At 41.1% G+C, this 20,741-nt stretch carries 22 protein-coding genes; 6 read left to right on the top strand and 16 right to left on the bottom strand.

Annotation, left to right across the window (positions count from 1 at the left end; translation table 11 throughout):
- The first annotated feature begins 19 nt into the window (after positions 1-19).
- From DX873_RS06795 to DX873_RS06785, 3 genes are all read left to right on the top strand, one after another.
- A complete protein-coding gene (locus DX873_RS06795; RefSeq protein ID WP_067037721.1) occupies positions 20-238 on the top strand; it encodes a heavy-metal-associated domain-containing protein in 219 nt (72 codons plus the stop codon).
- A gap of 82 nt (positions 239-320) precedes the next feature.
- The gene (locus DX873_RS06790; RefSeq protein WP_116183705.1) at positions 321-965 is read left to right on the top strand and encodes a GNAT family N-acetyltransferase; all 645 of its coding nucleotides are present in this window, start codon (positions 321-323) and stop codon (positions 963-965) included.
- Positions 966-1,074: 109 nt separating this feature from the next.
- The gene (locus DX873_RS06785; protein ID WP_404828015.1) at positions 1,075-1,830 is read left to right on the top strand and encodes a M90 family metallopeptidase; all 756 of its coding nucleotides are present in this window, start codon (positions 1,075-1,077) and stop codon (positions 1,828-1,830) included.
- A gap of 122 nt (positions 1,831-1,952) precedes the next feature.
- On the opposite strand, the gene DX873_RS06780 is transcribed toward DX873_RS06785, so the two are convergent.
- Positions 1,953-3,491, bottom strand: coding sequence for a Fic family protein (locus tag DX873_RS06780; RefSeq protein WP_067037726.1), 1,539 nt, complete (start codon positions 3,489-3,491; stop codon positions 1,953-1,955).
- A 437-nt stretch (positions 3,492-3,928) separates the two neighbouring features.
- Here DX873_RS06780 and DX873_RS06775 point away from each other — a divergent pair, with 437 nt between their 5' ends.
- Entirely contained in the window at positions 3,929-4,414 is a 486-nt protein-coding gene (locus DX873_RS06775) for a hypothetical protein (RefSeq protein WP_067037728.1), read from the top strand.
- Between the two features lie 40 nt (positions 4,415-4,454).
- Here DX873_RS06775 and DX873_RS06770 read toward each other — a convergent pair whose 3' ends face one another.
- From DX873_RS06770 to DX873_RS06705, 14 genes are all read right to left on the bottom strand, one after another.
- Entirely contained in the window at positions 4,455-7,496 is a 3,042-nt protein-coding gene (locus DX873_RS06770; protein ID WP_067037730.1) for a TraQ conjugal transfer family protein, read from the bottom strand.
- Between the two features lie 12 nt (positions 7,497-7,508).
- Complete coding sequence (locus DX873_RS06765; RefSeq protein ID WP_067037733.1) at positions 7,509-8,048, bottom strand: conjugal transfer protein TraO; 540 nt, start codon at positions 8,046-8,048, stop codon at positions 7,509-7,511.
- 2 nt (positions 8,049-8,050) lie between these two features.
- Positions 8,051-9,013 carry a DUF4138 domain-containing protein gene (locus DX873_RS06760; RefSeq protein ID WP_067037734.1) on the bottom strand — a complete coding sequence of 321 codons (963 nt, stop codon included), beginning with the start codon at positions 9,011-9,013 and terminating at the stop codon, positions 8,051-8,053.
- Positions 9,014-9,017: 4 nt separating this feature from the next.
- Positions 9,018-10,022, bottom strand: a complete 1,005-nt coding sequence (gene traM / locus DX873_RS06755) for a conjugative transposon protein TraM (RefSeq protein ID WP_067037736.1) — start codon at positions 10,020-10,022, stop codon at positions 9,018-9,020.
- A 10-nt stretch (positions 10,023-10,032) separates the two neighbouring features.
- Positions 10,033-10,650 (bottom strand): hypothetical protein, encoded by a 618-nt coding sequence (locus DX873_RS06750; RefSeq protein WP_067037738.1) that lies wholly within the window; start codon positions 10,648-10,650, stop codon positions 10,033-10,035.
- Between the two features lie 46 nt (positions 10,651-10,696).
- Positions 10,697-11,608: a TraJ family protein gene (locus DX873_RS06745; protein ID WP_116183704.1), complete on the bottom strand. Its 912-nt coding sequence runs from the start codon at positions 11,606-11,608 to the stop codon at positions 10,697-10,699.
- A gap of 9 nt (positions 11,609-11,617) precedes the next feature.
- Entirely contained in the window at positions 11,618-12,235 is a 618-nt protein-coding gene (locus DX873_RS06740; protein WP_116183703.1) for a hypothetical protein, read from the bottom strand.
- Between the two features lie 10 nt (positions 12,236-12,245).
- Positions 12,246-14,780 (bottom strand): TraG family conjugative transposon ATPase, encoded by a 2,535-nt coding sequence (locus DX873_RS06735; RefSeq protein ID WP_116183702.1) that lies wholly within the window; start codon positions 14,778-14,780, stop codon positions 12,246-12,248.
- The gene (locus DX873_RS06730; protein ID WP_116183701.1) at positions 14,765-15,088 is read right to left on the bottom strand and encodes a DUF4133 domain-containing protein; all 324 of its coding nucleotides are present in this window, start codon (positions 15,086-15,088) and stop codon (positions 14,765-14,767) included. Before DX873_RS06730 ends, DX873_RS06735 begins: the two co-directional genes overlap by 16 nt.
- A gap of 13 nt (positions 15,089-15,101) precedes the next feature.
- Positions 15,102-15,416, bottom strand: a complete 315-nt coding sequence (locus DX873_RS06725) for a hypothetical protein (RefSeq protein WP_116183700.1) — start codon at positions 15,414-15,416, stop codon at positions 15,102-15,104.
- Positions 15,394-15,744 (bottom strand): hypothetical protein, encoded by a 351-nt coding sequence (locus DX873_RS06720; protein WP_147296617.1) that lies wholly within the window; start codon positions 15,742-15,744, stop codon positions 15,394-15,396. The genes DX873_RS06725 and DX873_RS06720 overlap by 23 nt, the downstream gene beginning before the upstream one ends.
- A 6-nt stretch (positions 15,745-15,750) precedes the next feature.
- Positions 15,751-16,215 carry a hypothetical protein gene (locus DX873_RS06715; RefSeq protein ID WP_067030415.1) on the bottom strand — a complete coding sequence of 155 codons (465 nt, stop codon included), beginning with the start codon at positions 16,213-16,215 and terminating at the stop codon, positions 15,751-15,753.
- Between the two features lie 9 nt (positions 16,216-16,224).
- Positions 16,225-16,905 (bottom strand): ParA family protein, encoded by a 681-nt coding sequence (locus DX873_RS06710; RefSeq protein ID WP_067030418.1) that lies wholly within the window; start codon positions 16,903-16,905, stop codon positions 16,225-16,227.
- Positions 16,906-17,251: 346 nt separating this feature from the next.
- The gene (locus DX873_RS06705) at positions 17,252-17,458 is read right to left on the bottom strand and encodes a hypothetical protein (RefSeq protein WP_116183698.1); all 207 of its coding nucleotides are present in this window, start codon (positions 17,456-17,458) and stop codon (positions 17,252-17,254) included.
- A gap of 260 nt (positions 17,459-17,718) precedes the next feature.
- Here DX873_RS06705 and DX873_RS06700 point away from each other — a divergent pair, with 260 nt between their 5' ends.
- Positions 17,719-18,105, top strand: a complete 387-nt coding sequence (locus tag DX873_RS06700; protein WP_116183697.1) for a plasmid mobilization relaxosome protein MobC — start codon at positions 17,719-17,721, stop codon at positions 18,103-18,105.
- Positions 18,106-20,403: a relaxase/mobilization nuclease domain-containing protein gene (locus DX873_RS06695; protein WP_067030351.1), complete on the top strand. Its 2,298-nt coding sequence runs from the start codon at positions 18,106-18,108 to the stop codon at positions 20,401-20,403.
- Between the two features lie 43 nt (positions 20,404-20,446).
- Here the strand turns inward: DX873_RS06695 and DX873_RS18760 are convergent, their stop codons facing one another.
- Positions 20,447-20,629 (bottom strand): hypothetical protein, encoded by a 183-nt coding sequence (locus DX873_RS18760; RefSeq protein WP_147296616.1) that lies wholly within the window; start codon positions 20,627-20,629, stop codon positions 20,447-20,449.
- Positions 20,630-20,741: the final 112 nt, after the last annotated feature.

The raw sequence follows: 20,741 nt of genomic DNA, 5'->3' as shown, positions 1-20,741 counted from the left end.
AATTATAAATTCAAATACGATGAAAACTTTAAAATTTAAAACAAATATCAATTGTGGTGGTTGTGTCTCTAAAGTAACCCCATTTTTAAACAAACAAGAAGGCGTTGAAAGTTGGGAAGTGGATACCGCTAATCCTGATAAAATCTTGACTATAGAAAGTCATGGTGCTTCGGAAGAAGATGTAAAAGCTACTTTGCAGAAAATAGGGTTTAGCGCGGAAAGTGTTGATGTTCGTTAATCACCAAACGCCTATAATAAATTTATATCCAATCTAAAAGATATCGTTCTGTCAGTACTGACTTAAGTCAAATGAAAAGAAAATGAAGGTAGCGGAAAAAAGCAAATTCTATAAAACGAAGTTATTGTGGCACCGAATACGCCATGGATTATTTTTATTCACCCTTAGGAATGCTCTGACCCGGATAGGATTGGACATCGCACCCTACTATTGGTATAGGGAAATAAAAAATGGAGCCGAAAAACCTGAGATTCGAGATAGCTTCAAAGACTATGAATTATGTTATATAGGTTTGGACGAGATTGGGATAATGAATAACATCATGGGGCTTACAACCAAGGAATTAGAGCAGAATTTAAGTATGGGGCAGATATGTATCGGTCTCAAGCGAGGGAAAGAGATTGCCGCCCTATTATTCGTTGATTTGCAGGATTTTGTGTTTAAAGGCCGCTCCTTCAAAATAAAAGATAAGGAAGGTTACCTTTTGAATGTTTACACGTTTCAGGCGTATAGAGGTAAGAACTTGGCTACCTACTTACGTTATCATTGCTTTGAACTTCTTGAAAACTATAGCGTAGAAGAACTTTACAGTATTGTCTCCTACTTCAATACGTCATCAATAAAAGTCAATGAAAAATTGAATGCCCAAAAGTTGAAACTCTATTTGTACATAGGATTGTTAAAAAGATACCATTGGAATTTTCTGTTGAAGGACTATTCCAAATAATCAAACCGGATAATTTATTATATGGTGGTCATTCTTGGAAAAACTAAAATCAGATGATATTCCCTTATCCGCTACATCAACTATGATTTATACGATTATATTCGGATTGATGCTTGTCCTTGCCGTTTATTTTGTTTCAAAAATAGGAAGCAAAAAAGTAAAACCGTTCCCAAAATATTGGCATCCGTTACTGATGGAAAATGTGCTCTTCTACCGCAACCTTCCCAAAGCAAAACAGGTAGTTTTTCAACAACGAATGATGCAATTTTTAAGTGAAGTCTATATTGATGGGGTACAACTGGAATTGCAAGAGCTCGACAAGATTTTAATTGCGGCGAGTGCTGTAATTCCCGTTTTTGGTTTTGACGAATGGCACTATACCAATTTAAGCGGAATCCTATTGTATCCTGATAACTTCAATGAGGATATGCAATTTAGCAGCAAAGATAAATCGCGTAATATCGGCGGAATTGTGGGGAATGGACGTTTTGAAAAGCAAATGATTTTATCGAAAAAAGCATTGCATCACGGGTTCAAAAACACAACCGACAAAAGCAATACTGGCATACACGAGTTTGTGCATCTTATTGATAAATTGGACGATTTCACGGATGGAATTCCGGAAAGGTTGTTGGAGCATCAATATACCATCCCGTGGTTAAAGTTGATCCATGCGGAAATGGAAGTTATCAATGCCAATAAATCCGATATAAGAAACTATGGCGGTACCAACGAAGCGGAGTTTTTTGCCGTAGCTGCCGAGTACTTTTTTGAACGTCCCGATTTATTTAAGAGAAAACATCCAGAACTCTACAAAATGCTGGTAGAATGCTTTAGGCAGGAACCAGGAGTTTTAGAAAAGTAACGTTTCAAGAAACCGATTTTTTAGTTTTGGGTAGTAAAGCACCACAACGTAATTCCTTATTTAGGTGTTGGTATTACTAGAAGAACCTTACGAACCATTTTTAATGTTATACCTGATGGATGTTAAAAGATTGAAGCATACATTTTTTCGACATTTTCAATTTCCTCTTGGGATAATTCCTCGAATTCTTTTGCCTTTTTAGTTTTTGACAGCTTTCCCTTGTTTTGATTGAGAAGCTTGATTAATAGATCTACTTTGTTATCGGGCAAATTAACCAACGCATTGATTTGATGGGTCATTTGGTCATATTTTTCCAGAAAATCCAACTCTTCGGGTATTATCTTTTCAATGGTCTCTTCGACACATTCATAAAGAAACTCTGTCTGCAATGTGGCGTCAAAATAGCGATAGAGGTCAATGGTGTCGTTCAAGATTTCAACGTTGTGGTCAAGGGTCGGCTTCCATTCGATTAGATTAAGTCTGGGCGATGAGAAGTGCTCCAGAATATCTTGATACTCTCCTATCCGATTCAGTATAGCTGCCGAAATCGGAAAGATCATATCCCTCTGGGTATAGCCCATGCGAACCAAAATATGATGTATGATATATCGATGTATCCTGCCGTTTCCGTCTGAAAGAGGGTGGATGAACACAAAACCAAAAGCGATACTGGCTGCCGCCAAAACTGGGTTATAGCCACTGTTTTTCAAGAGGTTGTTAGTGTCAATCAATCCACGTAGCAATGATTCCAAATCTTTTGCCTTGGCCGAGATATGATCAGGCATTGGAAGTAAGCTTTCGCGGTCATGTTCACCAATAAATCCTTCGCCTTTGCGAATTCCCATGTGCTTCAATTTCTTGGTGCCTATTACAATATCCTGAAGTCGCTCAATCTCTTCAATCGTCAATGGTTTTTTACCTGCCTGGCCAATGGCCTTGCCCCAATTTCTGGCCCTCATGTTCGGAGGATATTCCCCCTCGATGGCAAAGGATGCTTTTGAATCTTTCAGCAAAAGGAATGCGGCCGTCCTACGTATCAAGTCCTTATTTCTTCCCATTAATCCTTTTTCCATGATTTCAGGAAATTTTGTTGCGGCGTAAGACTCTAATTTTTTGGTCTTGCGTATCATGGGACAGAATTCTCTGGTACCCGGTAGATTATTCTTTACGCGATGCCTGGTACTATTTTCAACCGGTCCTACATATTGATGCTTGGGGTTTACAACTTCAACATAATTACCGGTTTTTAAATCGGGGATATCCAGTTTTTTACCAAAGAGCCATTCATATAGGAACCAAATCCTTCTGGAATATTGACCAGTGGGCTCGTTCTGCACCATGCTCATTACCGGCGCATCACCCACTGCCAGAAAAAACTCTTTTAAAATGAGCAAATCAATACCTTCGTACTTCAGTGCAAAAGTGAGATGGCCACTTGCATTATCCTCGGGGATATACCGTTTTGCAAATACCTGCCATTGTGGGGTATTGTACCGCTGTTGTTTCTCTGTTACAATGGCAAGTAGCTCTGGTAAAGGTAATCGTCTATTTCTTGTATCCTCGATAAATTGTAGAAGCCAACCATACCCAACCAAAATTCCTTCCTCTGGCAAGACCCTATCGTGAAAAGTGCTTATTTTTCGTGCAAATTGATTACTCATAGTTACATTTCATGAAATATAAGTACAAATATAATATGAAAAATGGTTACTTTTCATGAAAAACAGTTATTTATGGGTAAGAGACATGAAAATAAGTTTCTCTTTGCTTAAAAGGAGTTTGACAGATACCTTATTTTAATATGTACTCAACCACTGTTGAATTTTAACAAATCATCTACATCAAGATTTCCAGAGCAGACGTAATTCGCCGCGACACAATCGAGATCTTTCCGTTCCAGATTTATCAACCTCCTCGGAGCCGCACCTGAACACGTGGAGGCGTAAAAGTGCGCTCCCTGCATTTATCTTGTCAAATTACGCAATTTAATCTTCCATTTCTTGTTTTAATCTCATTGATAGTTTCTTAATCGACTGGAAGGGTTAAAAAGGTTAGGGATAAAAATTTTATCTTTATAAAGGCGTCTAAACATTTCGAAATGAAAATCTACACTAAAGTCTTTTTAGTTTTATTGGTGCTATTAATTTACTCTTGTAATAATGACGACAATGGTGTTTCTGAAGCAGATAGGGCAGAAGCCTTGCTTGGTCAATGGGAGTATGAGGCCATTGGTTCCAACATCGCAGTCGATATTAATGGGGATGGCACAGTGAATGATGACTTTTATAATACAAACGAAATTCGGCAGTGCCTAAAGGACAATTTGACGTTTTTCAATGATAGGGGACCTGGGGAAAAGGATGTTTTCACCATCAATGAAAATGGACTTTCTTGCGGTGATGTTCCGGCATTTCAAAACGTGGAAAGTGATACCTATGAATTAATAAATAACGAGATTATCCGATTTGATACCCGTAGCGATTGGACGATCATAGAATTTACCCAAAACCGACTAGTTGTTGAAGAAGAGGACTTTTTAGATGACCGCAATGTGATTGTTACCTATGTATTTAGACGTAGTTAACAGCCTCAAAAAGGAATCTTTAAACGAAGAGATATTTGTCTTATACCCTTATTACTTTACCAAAAGCCACTTCACTCCACTGTCCATTGGTATCCCTGACCCTGACCTCAAAGTCTTGGTCTAAATAACGTAGTCTGCTTTCTCTGGCCTCCTCCTCTAACAAAAAGTATCGGTCCACACCATTCCCCACAGCCTCATTATAGTTGAATACCCGGGTATCCCATCGATTATCCCTTCTGTTGTAAATCCTGATCTCTACTCGGTCCAAGGTGGCACCCCCATAGGCCTCGGAACATCCGATATCATAACAAGTGTATATCCTTACCTGATAATCGCATCCATTCAAACCGCCACAACTGACATTGTACTTTTCTCCTTTTACAAAAGCTACAGGCCTTCTCAAGGTATCCACAAATGTGCTTCCGGTTTGCGTTTCCCCCGTTGAGTTCTCCACCTCAAAATCAATGGTGAACGTATCCTGACTGTCGGGATAGAATGTGAGATTGGTGCTCCCATAGTTCAATGGAACGGTTTCGCCCTCATCATATCTTGATCCTGAAAGAAGAAAATAACCCGCTCGATTACCCTCAAAGGAAAAGGTCATCGTATAGGAAACCGTATTATCATGGGTGCCTATGGCATTGGTGATGACAGTTATATTGAATGCCTCTCCCTCAAGGCGTTCACCAGGAGCCTGACTTATGGTTAAATCGAATGGCTCAACATATCGCTCATAATCAATATCCACACTTTCGTTTTTGGTGACATTGGAAGAAGATATGGTGTTGAATACTATGTTGTGCAAACCCTCCGAAAGGCCGGTGTAGTTACCCGAAAATGAACCAACGGGCACTGGGAATGCCTCTCCTGGGCCATAAGAGTTTCCGTCAAATTCAAAAGTACTATTAGCATTGCCGGTAGAATAGTACATGGTATACGTATCTCCCCCCAGGCCGATTTCAGTAATATTAAAGTTAATGGGTATGGCCTCTCCAATAAATGCGCCAGGCCCCGTAGCATTTACAGTGAGAACATAGTCTTTCGGGCTGACATTGACCGTAATGGGAACAGGTTTTTCCAGCCCTGTCTCATTTTTGGCATAAAAAGTTATAGTAACCGTTCCCTCGCTGATGCCCTCCAAACTCCAATTGAAATTCCCCTTGGGAACATCGTAACTATTGCCTGGGCTTACGGCGTTTCCATTGGTATCCTTCAACAATGCATTGCCGTTCATTGCAAACCGCATGGTATAGTCCGAAGACCCTACGCTTTCTGAAATATTGAAGTTTACCGAGGTCACCTCCCCAACAGAAATATCCGATTTTTGGATGCCGCCAGTGAAAGAAAAATCAACTTGTTGATATGCTATGGTTATAGGTTCCGTCGCATGGGTTACGCCTGATCCCGACTCGACACTAAAGACCAAATTATGCTCACCAGGCTCAAAACCGGTATAAAATATGTTGTTTATGTCTGCGGTCAAGTTAAATTTCTCCCCAGGTCCATAAGAATTTCCGTTAATACTTACCCCACCACTTTTTCCAGAGGTAAAAAATGCCTCATAGGTGTCATTGGTGCCTTCAGGTTCTTCATCGATATTCACAATAGCAGAAACGGGAATATTGGTAAATTCAGATGTTTTTGATGGGGTGAAAGTCGCCTCGAATTCATTTTGCTTGATTTCCAGATCGATGATAACCGGTTCAGAGGATTGTCCAAAATTATCCGTTACCACAAAGGAAACTCTATGGGTATCAGCCGTCTCTGGGATATAGAACAGTGAAAAATTACCGAAAGCGACTGGATAATCCGTTGAATTTATGAGTTCTGTACCGTTCACGTTGCGTACAATACCATTTCCCTCCAGAATTTCATAGGAGATGCTGTATTCTATATTGTTCGTGTTTCCATTGGATTTTATATTGAAGTTGAATTGGGTCCTTTCATTGATGAACACCGAATTACTTTCCGAGTTGCCGGAGAATGTGAACGGAATATTGGCGACCTCGATTTCGACGCTGTCCCGTTTTTGCTGACCATTACTGTCCCGTACGTCAAAATATATTTTACGCTTTCCCAGATTCGTACTCGTAAATGAAAAATTATAAGTGTCAGGGTCAATGGCCCTAAATTGCCCCGGTTCCATAACCCCGCCGTTCTGGTCCCTTACGGTTCCACCACCCTCACTTGAACTGGAAAAGGAATGGGTTATCTCATAGGTCACATTCGAATTTTCATCCTGTGTTGCAAGGTCTATGGCAATGGCCAGATTCGTATCGAGCTCCACCTGTGAAGAGGAAGCCGTTGTATTGAGTGTAAAACCAAGATTTAATACAGTCAATAATAGTTCTTGGGTCAAGGTAGCGCCATCAGGGGCTTTGGCAGTAACGATCAGTTTATGTTCACCCAAATTCTCGGGTAGGTAGGATAGTTCGGAAATGCCTTTTGGCAGGAAAAATGGATTCCCCGCATCAAAGACCTTATCGCCCAAATATAATTTGCCCGAGCCGTTCTCGATTTGATACGTTATTTCAAAATTCCCTATTGCACTTGGACTTTCAGTTTCCTTATCACGAATAAGTGTAAGATTGACCGGGTTTTTTGAATTGATGATAAATTCATTAAGTCCCTTGTTGAGCAAGAAACTGAAACTGGCATATTTGGCACGATGAAACAGCTCCAATCTCTTCTCTCGCATGTTGGAATCCCATGCTAAAAAATTGATCTTATGCATACCGGTATCAATAGCCACGTAATTATAGGCCCAATTTTTATCGGTTATGCGCAATGTGTCGTTCTCACGTATCGTATCCCCCTCCATGTTTAAAAAATAGCCTTTTGCATTGGCTGCCGAGTATTTTAGAAAATAATCTACTGTAGAGATTTCCTTTTCCGGAACCAGGGAAAATGAGGTTCTCGTACGTTCGAATACAAAGCTTTCCTCGGGATGTTCCACCGAGAAGCTGAAATCGAAATCTTCCAAAATGACATCCTCAAAATCCTTGCTACAGGCAATAACTAGGATAGAAATGAGGGTCAAAACCCCTATTGTCACTTTTGTAGTAGTTTTTAACTTTTTCATTTTCGACTGGTTTTAAAACAGAAAATAACGAAGGCCGATACCTGCATAGGGATAGAAATTGCCCACATCGCTATTTACATGATAATACTCGTTGGCCTTGACCAAGAGGGAAAAATCATTGCTCAGGGTAAGCTCGCCCTCAAGCCCTACATAGGCTCCGTAGATAAACTGGCTCTTGGCATCGATGACCGCACCCGTTTCCAAGAGGCTATTGCCATTGTTGATGACCTCGTAACCGATAATGGCACCACCCCCGATATTGAGCGCATAACGTTTAAAGTTTCTTTGTTCCAGAATTTTAAAGAAATAGCCAGGTTGTACCGTGAATATGTTGTAGGGAATCGTGAACGTACCTCGGTCTTCCGCTATGGCGGCGAATACGCTCAACTGGGCATACCGATTTCGATTCAAGTGGTAATTATAGGTTGCCATAATGCCAAAACCGTCTTCGGCATATCCGCTGCTGACCCCGATTGATGAAGCATAATTGCCTTCCTGGGAATGAATTGAACTGCAAGCTATTATTGCGGTTATGAATAATAAATTTTTCATGTTCAAAAGTGTATTGGGTTGTTGATTATTTCATGCCCGATTTTCAGGGACAGGTTTCGGTTGCCCGATTCTTCGTCCAATTCCACGACCACCTCTTTTTTTTCGTCCAATGCGAATTTTTTAAAGACCACCACGAAATGGTTCTCGCTCTTTCCGGCCACCGTTTTGGGCTGTTTGTAGGTAAAAAGGGGCTTTAGTTCCATTCGCTGGTTGCTGCTACTGTTCCTGTAATTTGTGGCGATTTGGTGCTTGATGAAATTGATGTCCAGATCAAGCCCTTCCTTATTCTCGATCCGAAACTGAAAATAGAGTTCGTCCTCGTTGTAATAGACCCCCTTGAGCCAAAGAAAAACATTATCCAACCGTGCAAAATAGCGACTGATTCTGGCCCTGTCAAACTGCATATAATAGCACCGAAGACGATAGTATTCCATTGGATCTTTTTCGTAAAGCTCTTTGGTTGCCCTGTCTATGGAATTGTCGGAAGTTTTTGCAGGTTTAGCCGTTGATATGGCTACCGCCTCATTCTCTTTGTTTTCTGATGTAGTACCCTCAGAAGCGTTATTGTTATTTTGCACATTTCTTGTTGTTCCATCAATATTGGTAATGGCCATTTCGGGCTTGATGTACCAAGTGAACTGTTTTGGTCGCTCGGTCAGTTCAAGAATGAAATCATAGACTTGGCCCGATTCTGTAATTACGGTATGGTTCGTAAAGTTTTTTTCCTCCGTGGCAAGTTCATCGTAATATAGCTTTAAGATCCTTCCATGAAATTTACTTCCCTCAGCTTTTGGCAGGTCTGCTATAAACCCAAAATCGTTCCCGATAATACTTTCAGAAATATTTTCAGGAAATATCAAAATGGTCTTGTAGTTTCTAGCCACTTCCAAAGTGTCGCTATAACGCTGTGCGGCACATGCCGAAGCGAAAATAAATGTTGATATGAGTAGTATTTTCTTAGCCATTCATTTAGGTTTTGGGCACCAAAAAAACACGGTCTCCATTGACCAATAAGATTTTATCCTGTTGTTTGTATTTTTTCTTCTGGAAAAAGTTGCCGAAGGAGCGGACAAGGTTTCGACCGAGTGGTGTTTCAGAAACTTCTCCTGCCGCTTCGGAAAGTTCATTGACTCCTTGTTGTCGGATCTCTGCGTTAAATTCATTCAGCAGTTCACCTGCCCTTTCGTTGTGTAATCCGACCATTCCATCTTCTTGGTCGATAGCCGTTAGCGGTATCTTTACGTTGTCGATATTGGTTACTTCCAACAGAACCCGAGATCCTTGCAAGTTCGATTTGGCATACACAAAGGTGTTCTTGGGGAATCGCTTGTTATTATAGTGCACATCTTCCCTTAAAATAAGCACTACACGATTACCGGGCAGTATGAACTGATCGCGATATATTGACGCATCAAATTTTATTGATTCCACGGTAACTGTAGATGGTGATTCCATATAAGGTGCGGAATAGTCCTGACTTCGCGAGAGACGTTCGTCACGAGCTTCCATCAGTAACTTCCTGTATTCCAGTTTTTCTTTGGCTACGCTCTTTTTTGTAACATATTCGGGGGTTGTAGTGTTTTGGTCGAGGGTGTTTTCATCATCGATATCTTGCGAAGCCGTTTCGTCCAATGAAAAATTGTTCAGTTCTTCCAAGAGGCGTTCCAGTGAATCGTTTTCTTTTTTTGAGTGGAGAATGCTTTTGAAAAGTCCATTATTCTTCTGGGCGTCCAAAGAATCTTGTTGAGCATTTTTATAGATATCGTTTGGTTCCTCGACCTTAAGTTCCTTCTTTTGGTCCGGCAGGAAATTGTTGTAACCATCCTTATCCAAATCGTTTTTCCCATGGTTCCGCACAGAACTTATACTGGTCGTGATAAAAAATACCGTAAGCAACACGATTATGGGTGCAGAAATAGCGAACAGCTTATGCTGCCGTATCCAATGGTTAAACTTTTCAATCATACTGTTCATAGGTTGGTGGTTACAGATCCGTATTGTTCAAAACATCGAACCTGAGGATCTTTAAACCGTTCAAATTGTTCGGTGTCGATTTGGTCTCCTCGATAAACCCCGTTGTGATCAAGGTTCGATATTCCGCATTCCCATCTTTTAAGATTCGTTGTTTTCCGACAAACCGAAATGGAAAGGGATAGCGTGAGTAATCCACTAAAATCGAATCCTTTTCCACTTCGATGGAATAGCCACTTTTGGCTATATCCTCATAATAACTTTGATCGATCAACCTATTGTACAATCGCTGTACCGAATGATCGCCCATATAAAGCGCCCTGCCTTCAATATTTCTTTTGATATGGCGCAAATCAGGTTCCAAGGCAAAGAAGAGTTCATGGAAATTTGCAATATGGCCTTCGCATAAAATATCTACCGCCCGCTTGTAGTCCTTGATTCTGACTACGGCCAATTTCTGGCCTTTATCGAGCAGATAGAAACTGTTCCTGGCACTCTCGTTCGTTCTGTAGGTATAGTAGATATTGAGGATGGTCGAGACGAACGTAAGAATTAAAGATACATATAGTACCTTGTTGCTATTGCTACGAATCCTACTTAAATCGTTGAAAATCCTGTATTTACCGTCCATCTGTTCTTCTGTGTTCGTTTAAATTCTTCTTTGATCGTTGAAAGGATTATTGTATCAAAGTTCTTACGCCTTTTGTAGCTCCGCCCGTCTTTGCATCGACCGCTGTCTGTGCGGCTTTTTTGGCATAATGTTTTGTCCTGTCTTTTAGTTGGCTTGCGCTTACGTTCATGCCCTGCACAATAAAGTTGGACAAGACCGGTGCCTTGAGGTATACGAATACGTTCATTAACATCAATAGGGCACTTGTCAGCACCAGGCCCAAATTGGCTTCTCCGTCGTATAGCAAAGTTTGTATAAGATTATCGAGAATCTTGAGCATAAAATTGTCGATCAGATATAGCATGGGTATCCATAGGCATACGCTCATAAACTTCTGTAGCCAAGCTTTCCACATCCCCGAAAAGACAGGAATGAATGACAGCCCGATATTCAACGGGCCAAATATGATCAGGACGAAAAGGTAGATTACCGACATGGCTTTGATGCCGACAAATACAACGGCCGATATGAACGAGGCAATCGACGTGGCCGTAGAGGTAACAAATCCCAAGGCGATGGATGCAAGTCCTTCCGAATCCAAAGCCAATAAGCTCCATGTGCCGTCCTCGGACTCAAGGGCCTCCATCTGTGCTATAAAAATCTTCGTTTGAAGTACGTCCCACGAAATATCGTTGGCTTTAAAAGTTGTTCCGACCGTTTGATAAAACTCGTATATGGTCAGGATAACCACTTCGTAGTTCAAAAGCAATATGGCCAAAGGCACCCATTTGAGGTAAGCAAGAATGTTCGCTCTTTTTTCTTCGTTCAGAAACACGCCCAGTGCGATAAGCCCGATACCGATATAGGCGAATTGTTGCCCGATACCTATAATGGGATCGACCACCTCAAAAGCGTCAATAATATATTGGTCAAAAAGCTCGTTGACCGTTTCCCGAATTCCTTTGTCCGTAATCTGCATGGTTTCTTTTTATTCTTTGTTCATATTTATCAGTGTGCTTCTGGACTTTCTGAAGGCATTGGTCCGTGAAAGTTTGTTGTTATAGACTATCAGGTTATCGAGAATACTTTCCAGTTCACTGTTGATTCCGTTCACTTTCTTTAGGCGTTCCTCGGGTAGGATTATCGCCTTGGTCTTCAGGATATCGTTGCATTGTTTAAAAAGGTTTTTGGTTTCAAGGATAGCGTTCGCGGCAAAGCCAAAAAACTCCTGCCTTTCTTTTCGATTCAAGTGTTCCAATTGTTGTACGGTCTGTTTGGAAGTGCGATACGCCTCCAAAATCTTGGTTTTTAAGTCGATGGTCCTGCTAACGTCCGTCGATTTGGTCACATAGGCCGGTGCCTGTTTCTTGGCCTCCAGCTCTTCTTTAAGGATCTTTCTCGATTTTAAGGTTTCATTGTTGTTTTTCTCCATCAGGTTAATAAGGCGGGAAAGATTTTTGTTGACGGCCTTTAGCTGTATGTTGATATTCATCAGTTGACTGTTTACCATTCCAACGCTGGCGTTGGTCGCGGCATCGGTAACCGGAATTTGGGAAATGATCGCCAATGGAAAAAGCAAACCCATTAATACAAATGTTCTTTTCATAGTCTTAGTTTTATGGAGCATTTTCAAAGGCGTAGGCCTTTGCGGTCAACTCCCAATTTTTATGATTCTTTTTATACAGTTCCAAAATTTTACCGCTCTCGGTCGGATTGGTTTCGTAAATGCATTTCTCTTCCAAAGAGGTTTCCAAGCCGTAGACCTTTACCTTGTCCATCCAACAGAACGCGGCCTCACGGAACTTTCTGTCCTTCGGTAAATCCTTATTGATGGAAAGAATAAGCTGTTTTTGTTTCTCGTTTAAACCCATAACGGTCTGTATCTTATCGAAGGATTGGGCAAAGTCCCGCATGTCCAGGAAGACCTTGATGTGCGAGTTGACCACAATGGCATTTTTGATGATTTCGGAGGAGATAAAGTCACTTACTTTTTGGGAAATAAAAATAGGCTGGCCTCCCAGTTTTCGCGCCATTCTTGATTGGCTGTTGAAATAGTGTACCAGTTCGGGCCTTACCAAGGCCTTCCATGCCTCGTCTACGGCCAATATTTTATTTATGGACAGTTTGGCGAGGTCATGCATCTTCTTGTTAAAGATCTCCATTATCATCAGCGCAGTGATGGGAAACAGCAGCTCGTTATCGATCAGTTTGCCCAATTTGAAGTACACCACTTTTTCATCGCTTAGTCTGGTAATCCTATCGTCCTGTTTGTTCAAGAGTTCGCCTCTCGGCCCGCCTGTGTAATACTTTTCCAGCAGGAAGAGGAACACATTGGCATCGAATTTTTCCTTCGGAATTTCTTTGGTTCCAATAAATGCTATTATATGATTCCTGCAATACTCATAGAAAGTGTCAAACCTGAAATTTGTATTACCGCTTTGCCACATTAACTCGTAATAACCCGTAACCAAAAGTTCGATAACGGTATTTGCGACTTCCAAACCTGTGACATCCTTACTGTTACCCGTAATCAATTTGAGAAGCGTTACAAGGTGCAGCAGTTTGCTTTCGGCCAAAGTCTTGCTCCGAGTGCGGTTCTCGACAACATCGTGATTGTCCAGAAGAAAAGGATTGAAGGTAAATGGCCGGTCATCATCATGCTGCAGGATTATGCCACCAAATACCTCGGTAAGTTTATCGTAGGAATTGCCGTCCTCGATGATAACGGCCTCCCCGCCTTGCCTCAGTTCGGAAGCGATGTAATGGTTGACATAATAGGATTTGCCGCCGCCCGACCCGGAGGCGACCAACATCCCCCGATTGAATATCCAACCTTTTTCTTCAGGTATTCGATACAAGCTGGCAGTAAGCGGCCGGCCGGAGATTCTATCCACCGTACGCAGCCCATCAACGGCTTTCGACGAATCTTTATAGCCGCCTTCAAAATAGAGTAGGGAGGAGGCCATATCGCTCGGCATGGGTAGGTATAGCTCGAACGGGATGCCAATAGCATTACCAGGGACACCGGCAAAAAACAGATTCTTCCTATCTATACTGTTCCTCTTTGCATTGATCTTCAATTTTTTAAAGGCGGAAGAAATGGAGTTTTCCATTTGCCCTTGCCTGCTCCGGTCGTCCTCGAACCCGAATACATTGAGATGGTAAAAGACCGTTTCCTTGTGGTTTTCAAGGATATCTTTGGTATAGTCGAATATTTGATCCGCGTATATCGCGTTACTGTCATCTTTCTTTCCGGTACTGAAGCGCTGGAAGCTTTTCGCTTTTTTCCGTAGGCTGGAAAGTGCTTTTTCCTGATCCGGTATGTGGATATATTGATTGATGATATGTTCATGGGGCACCTTGAAACCCAAAGAAAACAGATTGCCGATAGGGAAACGATTATGACGGGTAGTGAACTTTCCATATAGCTCATGGGTGCCTACATGCTCTTTGGTGAACTGATCCAAATTTTCCAGCGTGAAAAATTGCCCCTTCTTACTGCCAATATTTATGGAGTTGTTGGCGAAATCCACATCGGTTAGATTGGCGTTTTCTTCACAAATGCCAAAATATTTGGGGTATAGCCCATCCGGGGAAAACAAATCGTCATAATCCAATAGTTCGGACTTTATCAGACCGCTCGAATTAATCAAATTGTCGACATTCTCCACTTGATTTTCGAACTCCTTCAATATTCCGCTATCGATGAATTCTTCGGGAACGGTATGCGACAAATAGAATTCCCGCCTTTTGCCCAAGAACGAGTTCGCCCGTTTGGAACCATAGGTAATGTAATTTTTGGGAACAACGCTGATATATAGATAATGGCTGCCGACCAAATAAGGGCGGTCCTCAAAATGTTTTTCGTTGGCGCGTTCCAACATATCGCCTCGTAGCCTTTGGGAATTCGGAGTATAATTTTCCTGAAGAAAGAAATCCTGCCGGTGTAGGAGCCTATTCGGGCCCAAGACATTGATGATGTTGGAAAACAGCTCTTGAAGCATTCCATATTCCAGAGCATCCAATGTATATACTTCGGGTAATTCAAGTTTTAGGGGAACGGTCAAACAACCCTTCTCTTTGGATATCAATGCCCTTCTCTCATAACCGTAAATAGGGAACGCGTCCCAAAGTGCTACTTGTTTTTCCATAGCAATAGGTTTTCGTATGTATTGGATATTTTTATGGAATCGGGTTTGGCGGCATCTGCCATTTTTTTGACAAACCCATTGGCGCCGTAGGTTCGTGAGTAGAACAGAAGGACGAGGAATATGATGGCGATTGCGATGACGATCGCTAACATGGCCAATACCATCGGAATAAAAGTGGATAGGACCAGTCCCAGTATAATCGCTGCCAGGCCAAGATAAAGGCAGTACATAATGTACTTTGCCTTGAGGCCTCGATATAGGACATCCTTTTGCAGCCCTTTCCTGATCGGGATAAAATTATTCTCCATGACGTAAGGAAATTTAGATGTTGGCAATTTCCTCGCCAATGGCGATCATGGCAAAAAAGATGGCTATCCCAATAATGGCCTTTCCAAGTTTATCCGCAAGATCCGTCTGTTGGTTACGGATATAGATATAGGCCAAGGCCATAATACCAAGTGCCGTGCCCGCTATAATCTTGATAATATCTATGATTTCACGGGAAAGGCTTTTGGAGTCGTTCTTGAAATCTTGCGCCTCTTGCAGGAGTTGGTCAAACTGGCCGTAGAAACATATGGGAATGCAGACCAGAAGTAGGAATAGGATAATGGGATCAGGTTTCGGAATCCGGCCCATTGTTCTCGGCCGTATCCTCATTGCGGATAACTTTGAGTTTTTCATGCTTTTTGCGAGTTAAGGAATTTGCATCATCTTCCAATGAACCCTCTTTAAAAGCTTCCAGAAGTTCCGAGGTGTTTTCCACTTCGGTCATCTGGTCGAGTACAGCTTCCAAATCAGTTTGTTCATTATCTGACTTATATGCAAATATATTATTTAAATGCAAAAAAGCAATATTTTTTGAATCTTTTTTCTTTGACGTTTTTTTCTTCTTGAACAGCACCCACAGAACATACCCGTAATAGATTAGGGCCAAACCTATCAATATGTACCAGTAGCTGCTCAAAGTTTTCTATTTTTGTTCTATTATGTTTATCAGTTTTCTATACTTTTTATCTATAAAATCTTCCAAAACCTTTCTTATCAAGTCATTGCGATGGGTTTTTATGTCCAATTTATAGGATGCCCCCTGTGCCAATTTTTCATATTTTCCCATGCAGTCCTTACTTAAGGAAAGCACGAAGGATTCCTTTCTATCGCGAAAGTTTTCCGTGCGTAGGAACAATTTAAATTGTCGAACCGGGTACTCGTCGGTCATTGAAGAATTTTTGGATGTCATCCCTTTATGATTCTCAATGACTGCGGTTTCTTTCGTATTCCTAACGGTTTTAGGCTCAAAATGTTGTTTGGACCCACTCGGCGTTTCCTCAATCGAACGCTCACTTTTCAAGGTCTTCAGCACATTCACGGTTTCTTTGTTCTGTTCCGCCATTTTTTGGATCAGACCTAGTGTATTTACTTTTTTTCCTCTTTTCATAGTATTGCGCTATTTTGTTAGTTGGCTTACTTCCTCAAAGAAATGTTTGATATCTTTTTCGCCCCTTTCTTTATGCTCAGGTATGGGGTACAGTGTATTCCGATATCTTTCCTTGTAGATGGTCTTGTCCTTGACTACACTGGTCATCATGGGAATACCCGCCTCTTTAAATTGCTGGCGCAGCACCGCAAACTTGTTTCTTTTGACCAGCTTGTACTTGTTGAAAAAAAGATGGATGCTCTTTAATACACGCTCTTCATTATCAAGGAAATTATTTTTCAACGTGAAATAAAAGTGTGAAGTGCTGTCTATTTCCAGTTCGTCATGGTCAAAGGGCACAAAAACATGTTCCACATACATTAGCCCTTTGACCATCTCTACATTCAAACTGCCAGGAAGGTCGAGAATTATATAATCCACTTGGCCATAGTACTTCAGGATGGCATCCTGTAGATTCTGAACGGTTACTGGTTCAATAGGATAAAGTTCCAAACCTGCCCTTTCTTCGGCATCCAACATTTCCATTTCCCGATTCCGTTTTTTGTAGATGGAGTATTGAGGATTATCGGCATCCAAAAGCACAATTTTTTGCTGCTTTGCATAGAAAAGATTTGAAGCTAGAATAATGTTCAATGTCGTTTTTCCGATACCACCTTTTTCGCCTACCACACTAATAATCTTTGTATCCATAATCCGTTATTTAGTTCTTTCAATAATTAGTTAAATGATGAAATAATCAAGGCATTGTTTAATGACCTAAATCCCTAATTAATTATATAATTATTGAGAAATATATAATTATAATTTGTTAATAACTAGATGTTTATGAAAAATAATTTGGGCTAAAACCATATGAGGCCAAATGAATCTAAATGGATCCACAACGTGGTTTCATTTGGCTTAAGGACGAATCTATTTTTATGATATTTCGATGATTTTCTTGAAATGTATAAAGGTCCAATAATGCAAATAGGACCGATTTTTTAAATAATGATCTTGAAAAAATAGGATGGCTGTATCTAGAGCATTTTTGGGTTCAAACACAGTATGACCGATGGGTAAAATCAAAAGAATGTGTAGCCCTTGTTCCTGTGGAAGCCAAGAAATGCCTATCGGCCTCCTTGGCATCCTCGGAACCGCTCAAAAGCCCATGGGACAAAAAAGTCCCATGCACTTTTTTTGCCCAGGCACGGTATTTAAGTTTGCTGTATCGTTTATTATCATTTGAGATGGTGCATATCATAAAATGAATCCGTTATGGGGGCAATAGGTTGTCTTGACAACCCTACTTAAGATGGTAAAAACAATCGTTCGCTGTTATCCAAGATGTTATAATGTCCATAATTAATTTGATGGTACATTTATACCTTAAATATCCCATTTACTTTCGGTAATAATTTCGTATATTGAAATTCAGAGAATTTCGCAAGTTATGTTTTAAGTATCTTAAAACTACTACTTCTAACGAAGTGAAAAATGCGGTTATACCGTTAAACCAGAGAAATGGCACGTAAAACAGGCAGAAAACCTTTAGGCAATAAAAAGCGGATACATGGCATAGTGCTCCGCTTTAATGATTCGGAACTGCAAATGGTCAAGGAGACCATGGGAACCTACAACCTCGATTTTACCAAAAGGGGAGTAGTGGCCCCTTTTTTAAGGCGGCTGATACTTGATAAACAACAGGCCGAGGACACCAAAAAACTGCCCGGACCTTCGGCAAACCTCATTTATCAAATCAATAGGATCGGCACCAATATAAACCAGCTTACAGCAACTGCACATGCCAAAAATTTGAGAAGCCCATCCGCAAAGTTGGATGCTGAAATCGAAAAAACGAATACCTTATTGATGCAAATTTTGGAACTGTTAAGTGAAAAATTACCATAAATGATCGGTCGTATTCTATATCGCGAGACCGTACATGGGGTATTGAACTATGTTTTTGGAAAGAACGGAAGTACCATTTTGGGCTTTCAGAACACGATATCGGAATTTGGCACCACCCCTAAATTTTTCGCGAATACATTACATTTTCAGGGCCAACGCCATGATTCGGCCAGTCGATATGCCCATATTACCCTCAACCTGCCCCATGGGGAGCATCTTGACGACAAAACGTTCTATAAGGTTGCCAAGGATTATATGGATGAAATGGGATACGGGGAACAGCCCTACGTCGTGGTACGCCATAGCGATACCATCCATGAGCATGTACACCTTGTATCTACCACCGTGAACGAATCCGGTACGCTCATCAATTTGCGCAACGATTACCATAGAAATGTAGCCACCCAAAGGTTTTTGGAGAAAAAATACGGTCTCTCTCCTTCGCCGGGCACAAAGGTTCAAAGGGACCTTCCGAAGTACCGTTTGCCCGAACTACAGCTTTCTGTCGATGAAAATAACGGGACTAAATTCTATATGCAGGATGTAATCAACGGCCTGTTGCAGAAATATAAAGTTCGGGGTTTTGAAGAGCTGGCGCGATTGGCAAAACCTTACCATATCGTCGTAAGGACGATGACCCATGCCAGCGGAAGGGTAGGGGTGGCCTACGGCATCGACAACCAAAAACAATACAATACCCAGTTCATAAACGGCTATGTCGTCCATCCTGAACTGAGTGGGCCAAAACTAAGGACCATCTTTGAAAAATACAGCAAATCAAAGCTTTTACCCATGCACAAAAAACGTTTGGAAAAGCAACTGCTGACCACATTTAAACTCTTCAATAATATTAAGACCGAGGATTTGCCCGATGTCCTGAAATCTTATCAGAACATCGATTGTCAGCTACTATATGGAAGGAATAGGCAATTGGCGGACTTTATTATATATGATAAGTCGGGATATACTTTTAAGGCATCCGAGATAAGCCTGCAACACGATTGGCCCAATAATTCCCGATTGAGTGGAGACCAGTCCTCCGAGACCCACATTGATATTGGGAGTAATCAGTTTAGCCTTGAAATCAAAAAACTGATAAAGAACGCTTTCTACAAATCGTATCTGGGCACAAATAAAAGCAAGGAGCTATTGTCGGAATTTGTTGTAAACAGAAATCTTAAGGACTTGCTGCCACTTATAGCACGTACTGAGCACTATTCTTTTTTGAACCACTATCTAGGTGCAAATAACGGAAAAATGTTGCCCAAGACCCTTAAAAATAGGTTTGATGACATTCGAGCCGAATTCGCGAAGACCGAATCGAAAAGGGAAATCAAAAAACTGGAAATAAGGACGGGGTTGATTAAAAAGGTGCTGGAAAAATCGGTTTTTGACATAACCAACGATACGAACATCGCATTTTATCTACTACGGGGGTTAGGTCTAAAATATCATCACGGCAACGTTACCTTTTTGAATTCTGGCACACATTCCATTCCCCTTACATTGCAAGGAATAATTCCCTCCAATTCCGATGAAGCCTATATTTCCACCGGGTCCATCAACCAAAATGAAAAGGTGTTGGAAATGCTAACAGCGGACGATAGCACAAAAGCCATGGATTTAAATCCAACATCATTTTTCCTGCCGATATTGATGCCGGAATTATATGGGAGCATGACCAAAACGTTTCGAACGGGTTACGAGAAAAAGAGTTTAAAGGCCTTTCATAAGGCAATGGAAGGATTCAATATCCTATTTGAAAAATCCCCAACCGATTATATAAGGCTTTTCAATGCCAGAGGTTTCTTTTTTGAAGCACGGGGAGATAAAATCCATGTAGCATCCATCTATTCCAAATATCCGGTCAGTGTTCCATTACGTAAAAACACTAATGAATATCTCAGTTCCCTGAAAAATTTGGATGATGTACTGAAAGAACAACGCACGGCCATGGATAGTATAAAAAAGCAGGGACGAGGGCAGCTTAAAAACCTATGGGTCTCTTATTTAATGGAAAAGCAGTGGTACGGAAAGGTTGCCTACATAATGGTCTATGAAGGTATTCAACCCAATTTACATCCTGAAACGATGGAGTACCATATGGAAAACGGCTTACGGGAAAAATTGATCGAGATGTCAAACCGAAAAGTTAGTGCCGAACAGGCCTCATTGCTACGAAAAAGTGTTTATGCATTCAGTTCACTTCTAGGTGGCGATTATAAAGAAGAAGACGTCTTTAACGGGTTTAAGGACGAGTTTACTGACTACTCGAAATATAAATCTTTATTTATCTAGGAAAAGACACCTTATCGGGATTTGGTTTTGGCGAAACACTTTTTCAGACAACAGGCTGGTACCTATAAGTACCACCATCCACCAAAGCTACGACCCGCGACGTGGTCGACTCGGTAATCTGCGAAACACTGTCGGCATAGAATAGTCTTACGATAACTTTTGGGTTGTTGAAATAGGGTGGTTCCCCTCTCAAGGGCTGCCCTTCGTCAATTCCGGCTATGAACATGACCTGGCCTATGGATTGCCATGATTTCGCCTTGATGGGGTAGTGACCTCATAGCTACGAAAAGTATCAATTCAGCTCATAAGCCCCATAAATACAAGGGTTGGTAATTTAG

The sequence above is a fragment of the Flagellimonas nanhaiensis genome, assembly GCF_003382275.1.
In the GTDB taxonomy this organism is placed as follows: Bacteria; Bacteroidota; Bacteroidia; order Flavobacteriales; family Flavobacteriaceae; genus Flagellimonas; species Flagellimonas nanhaiensis.
This window is presented reverse-complemented; position numbering and strand designations above follow the sequence as displayed.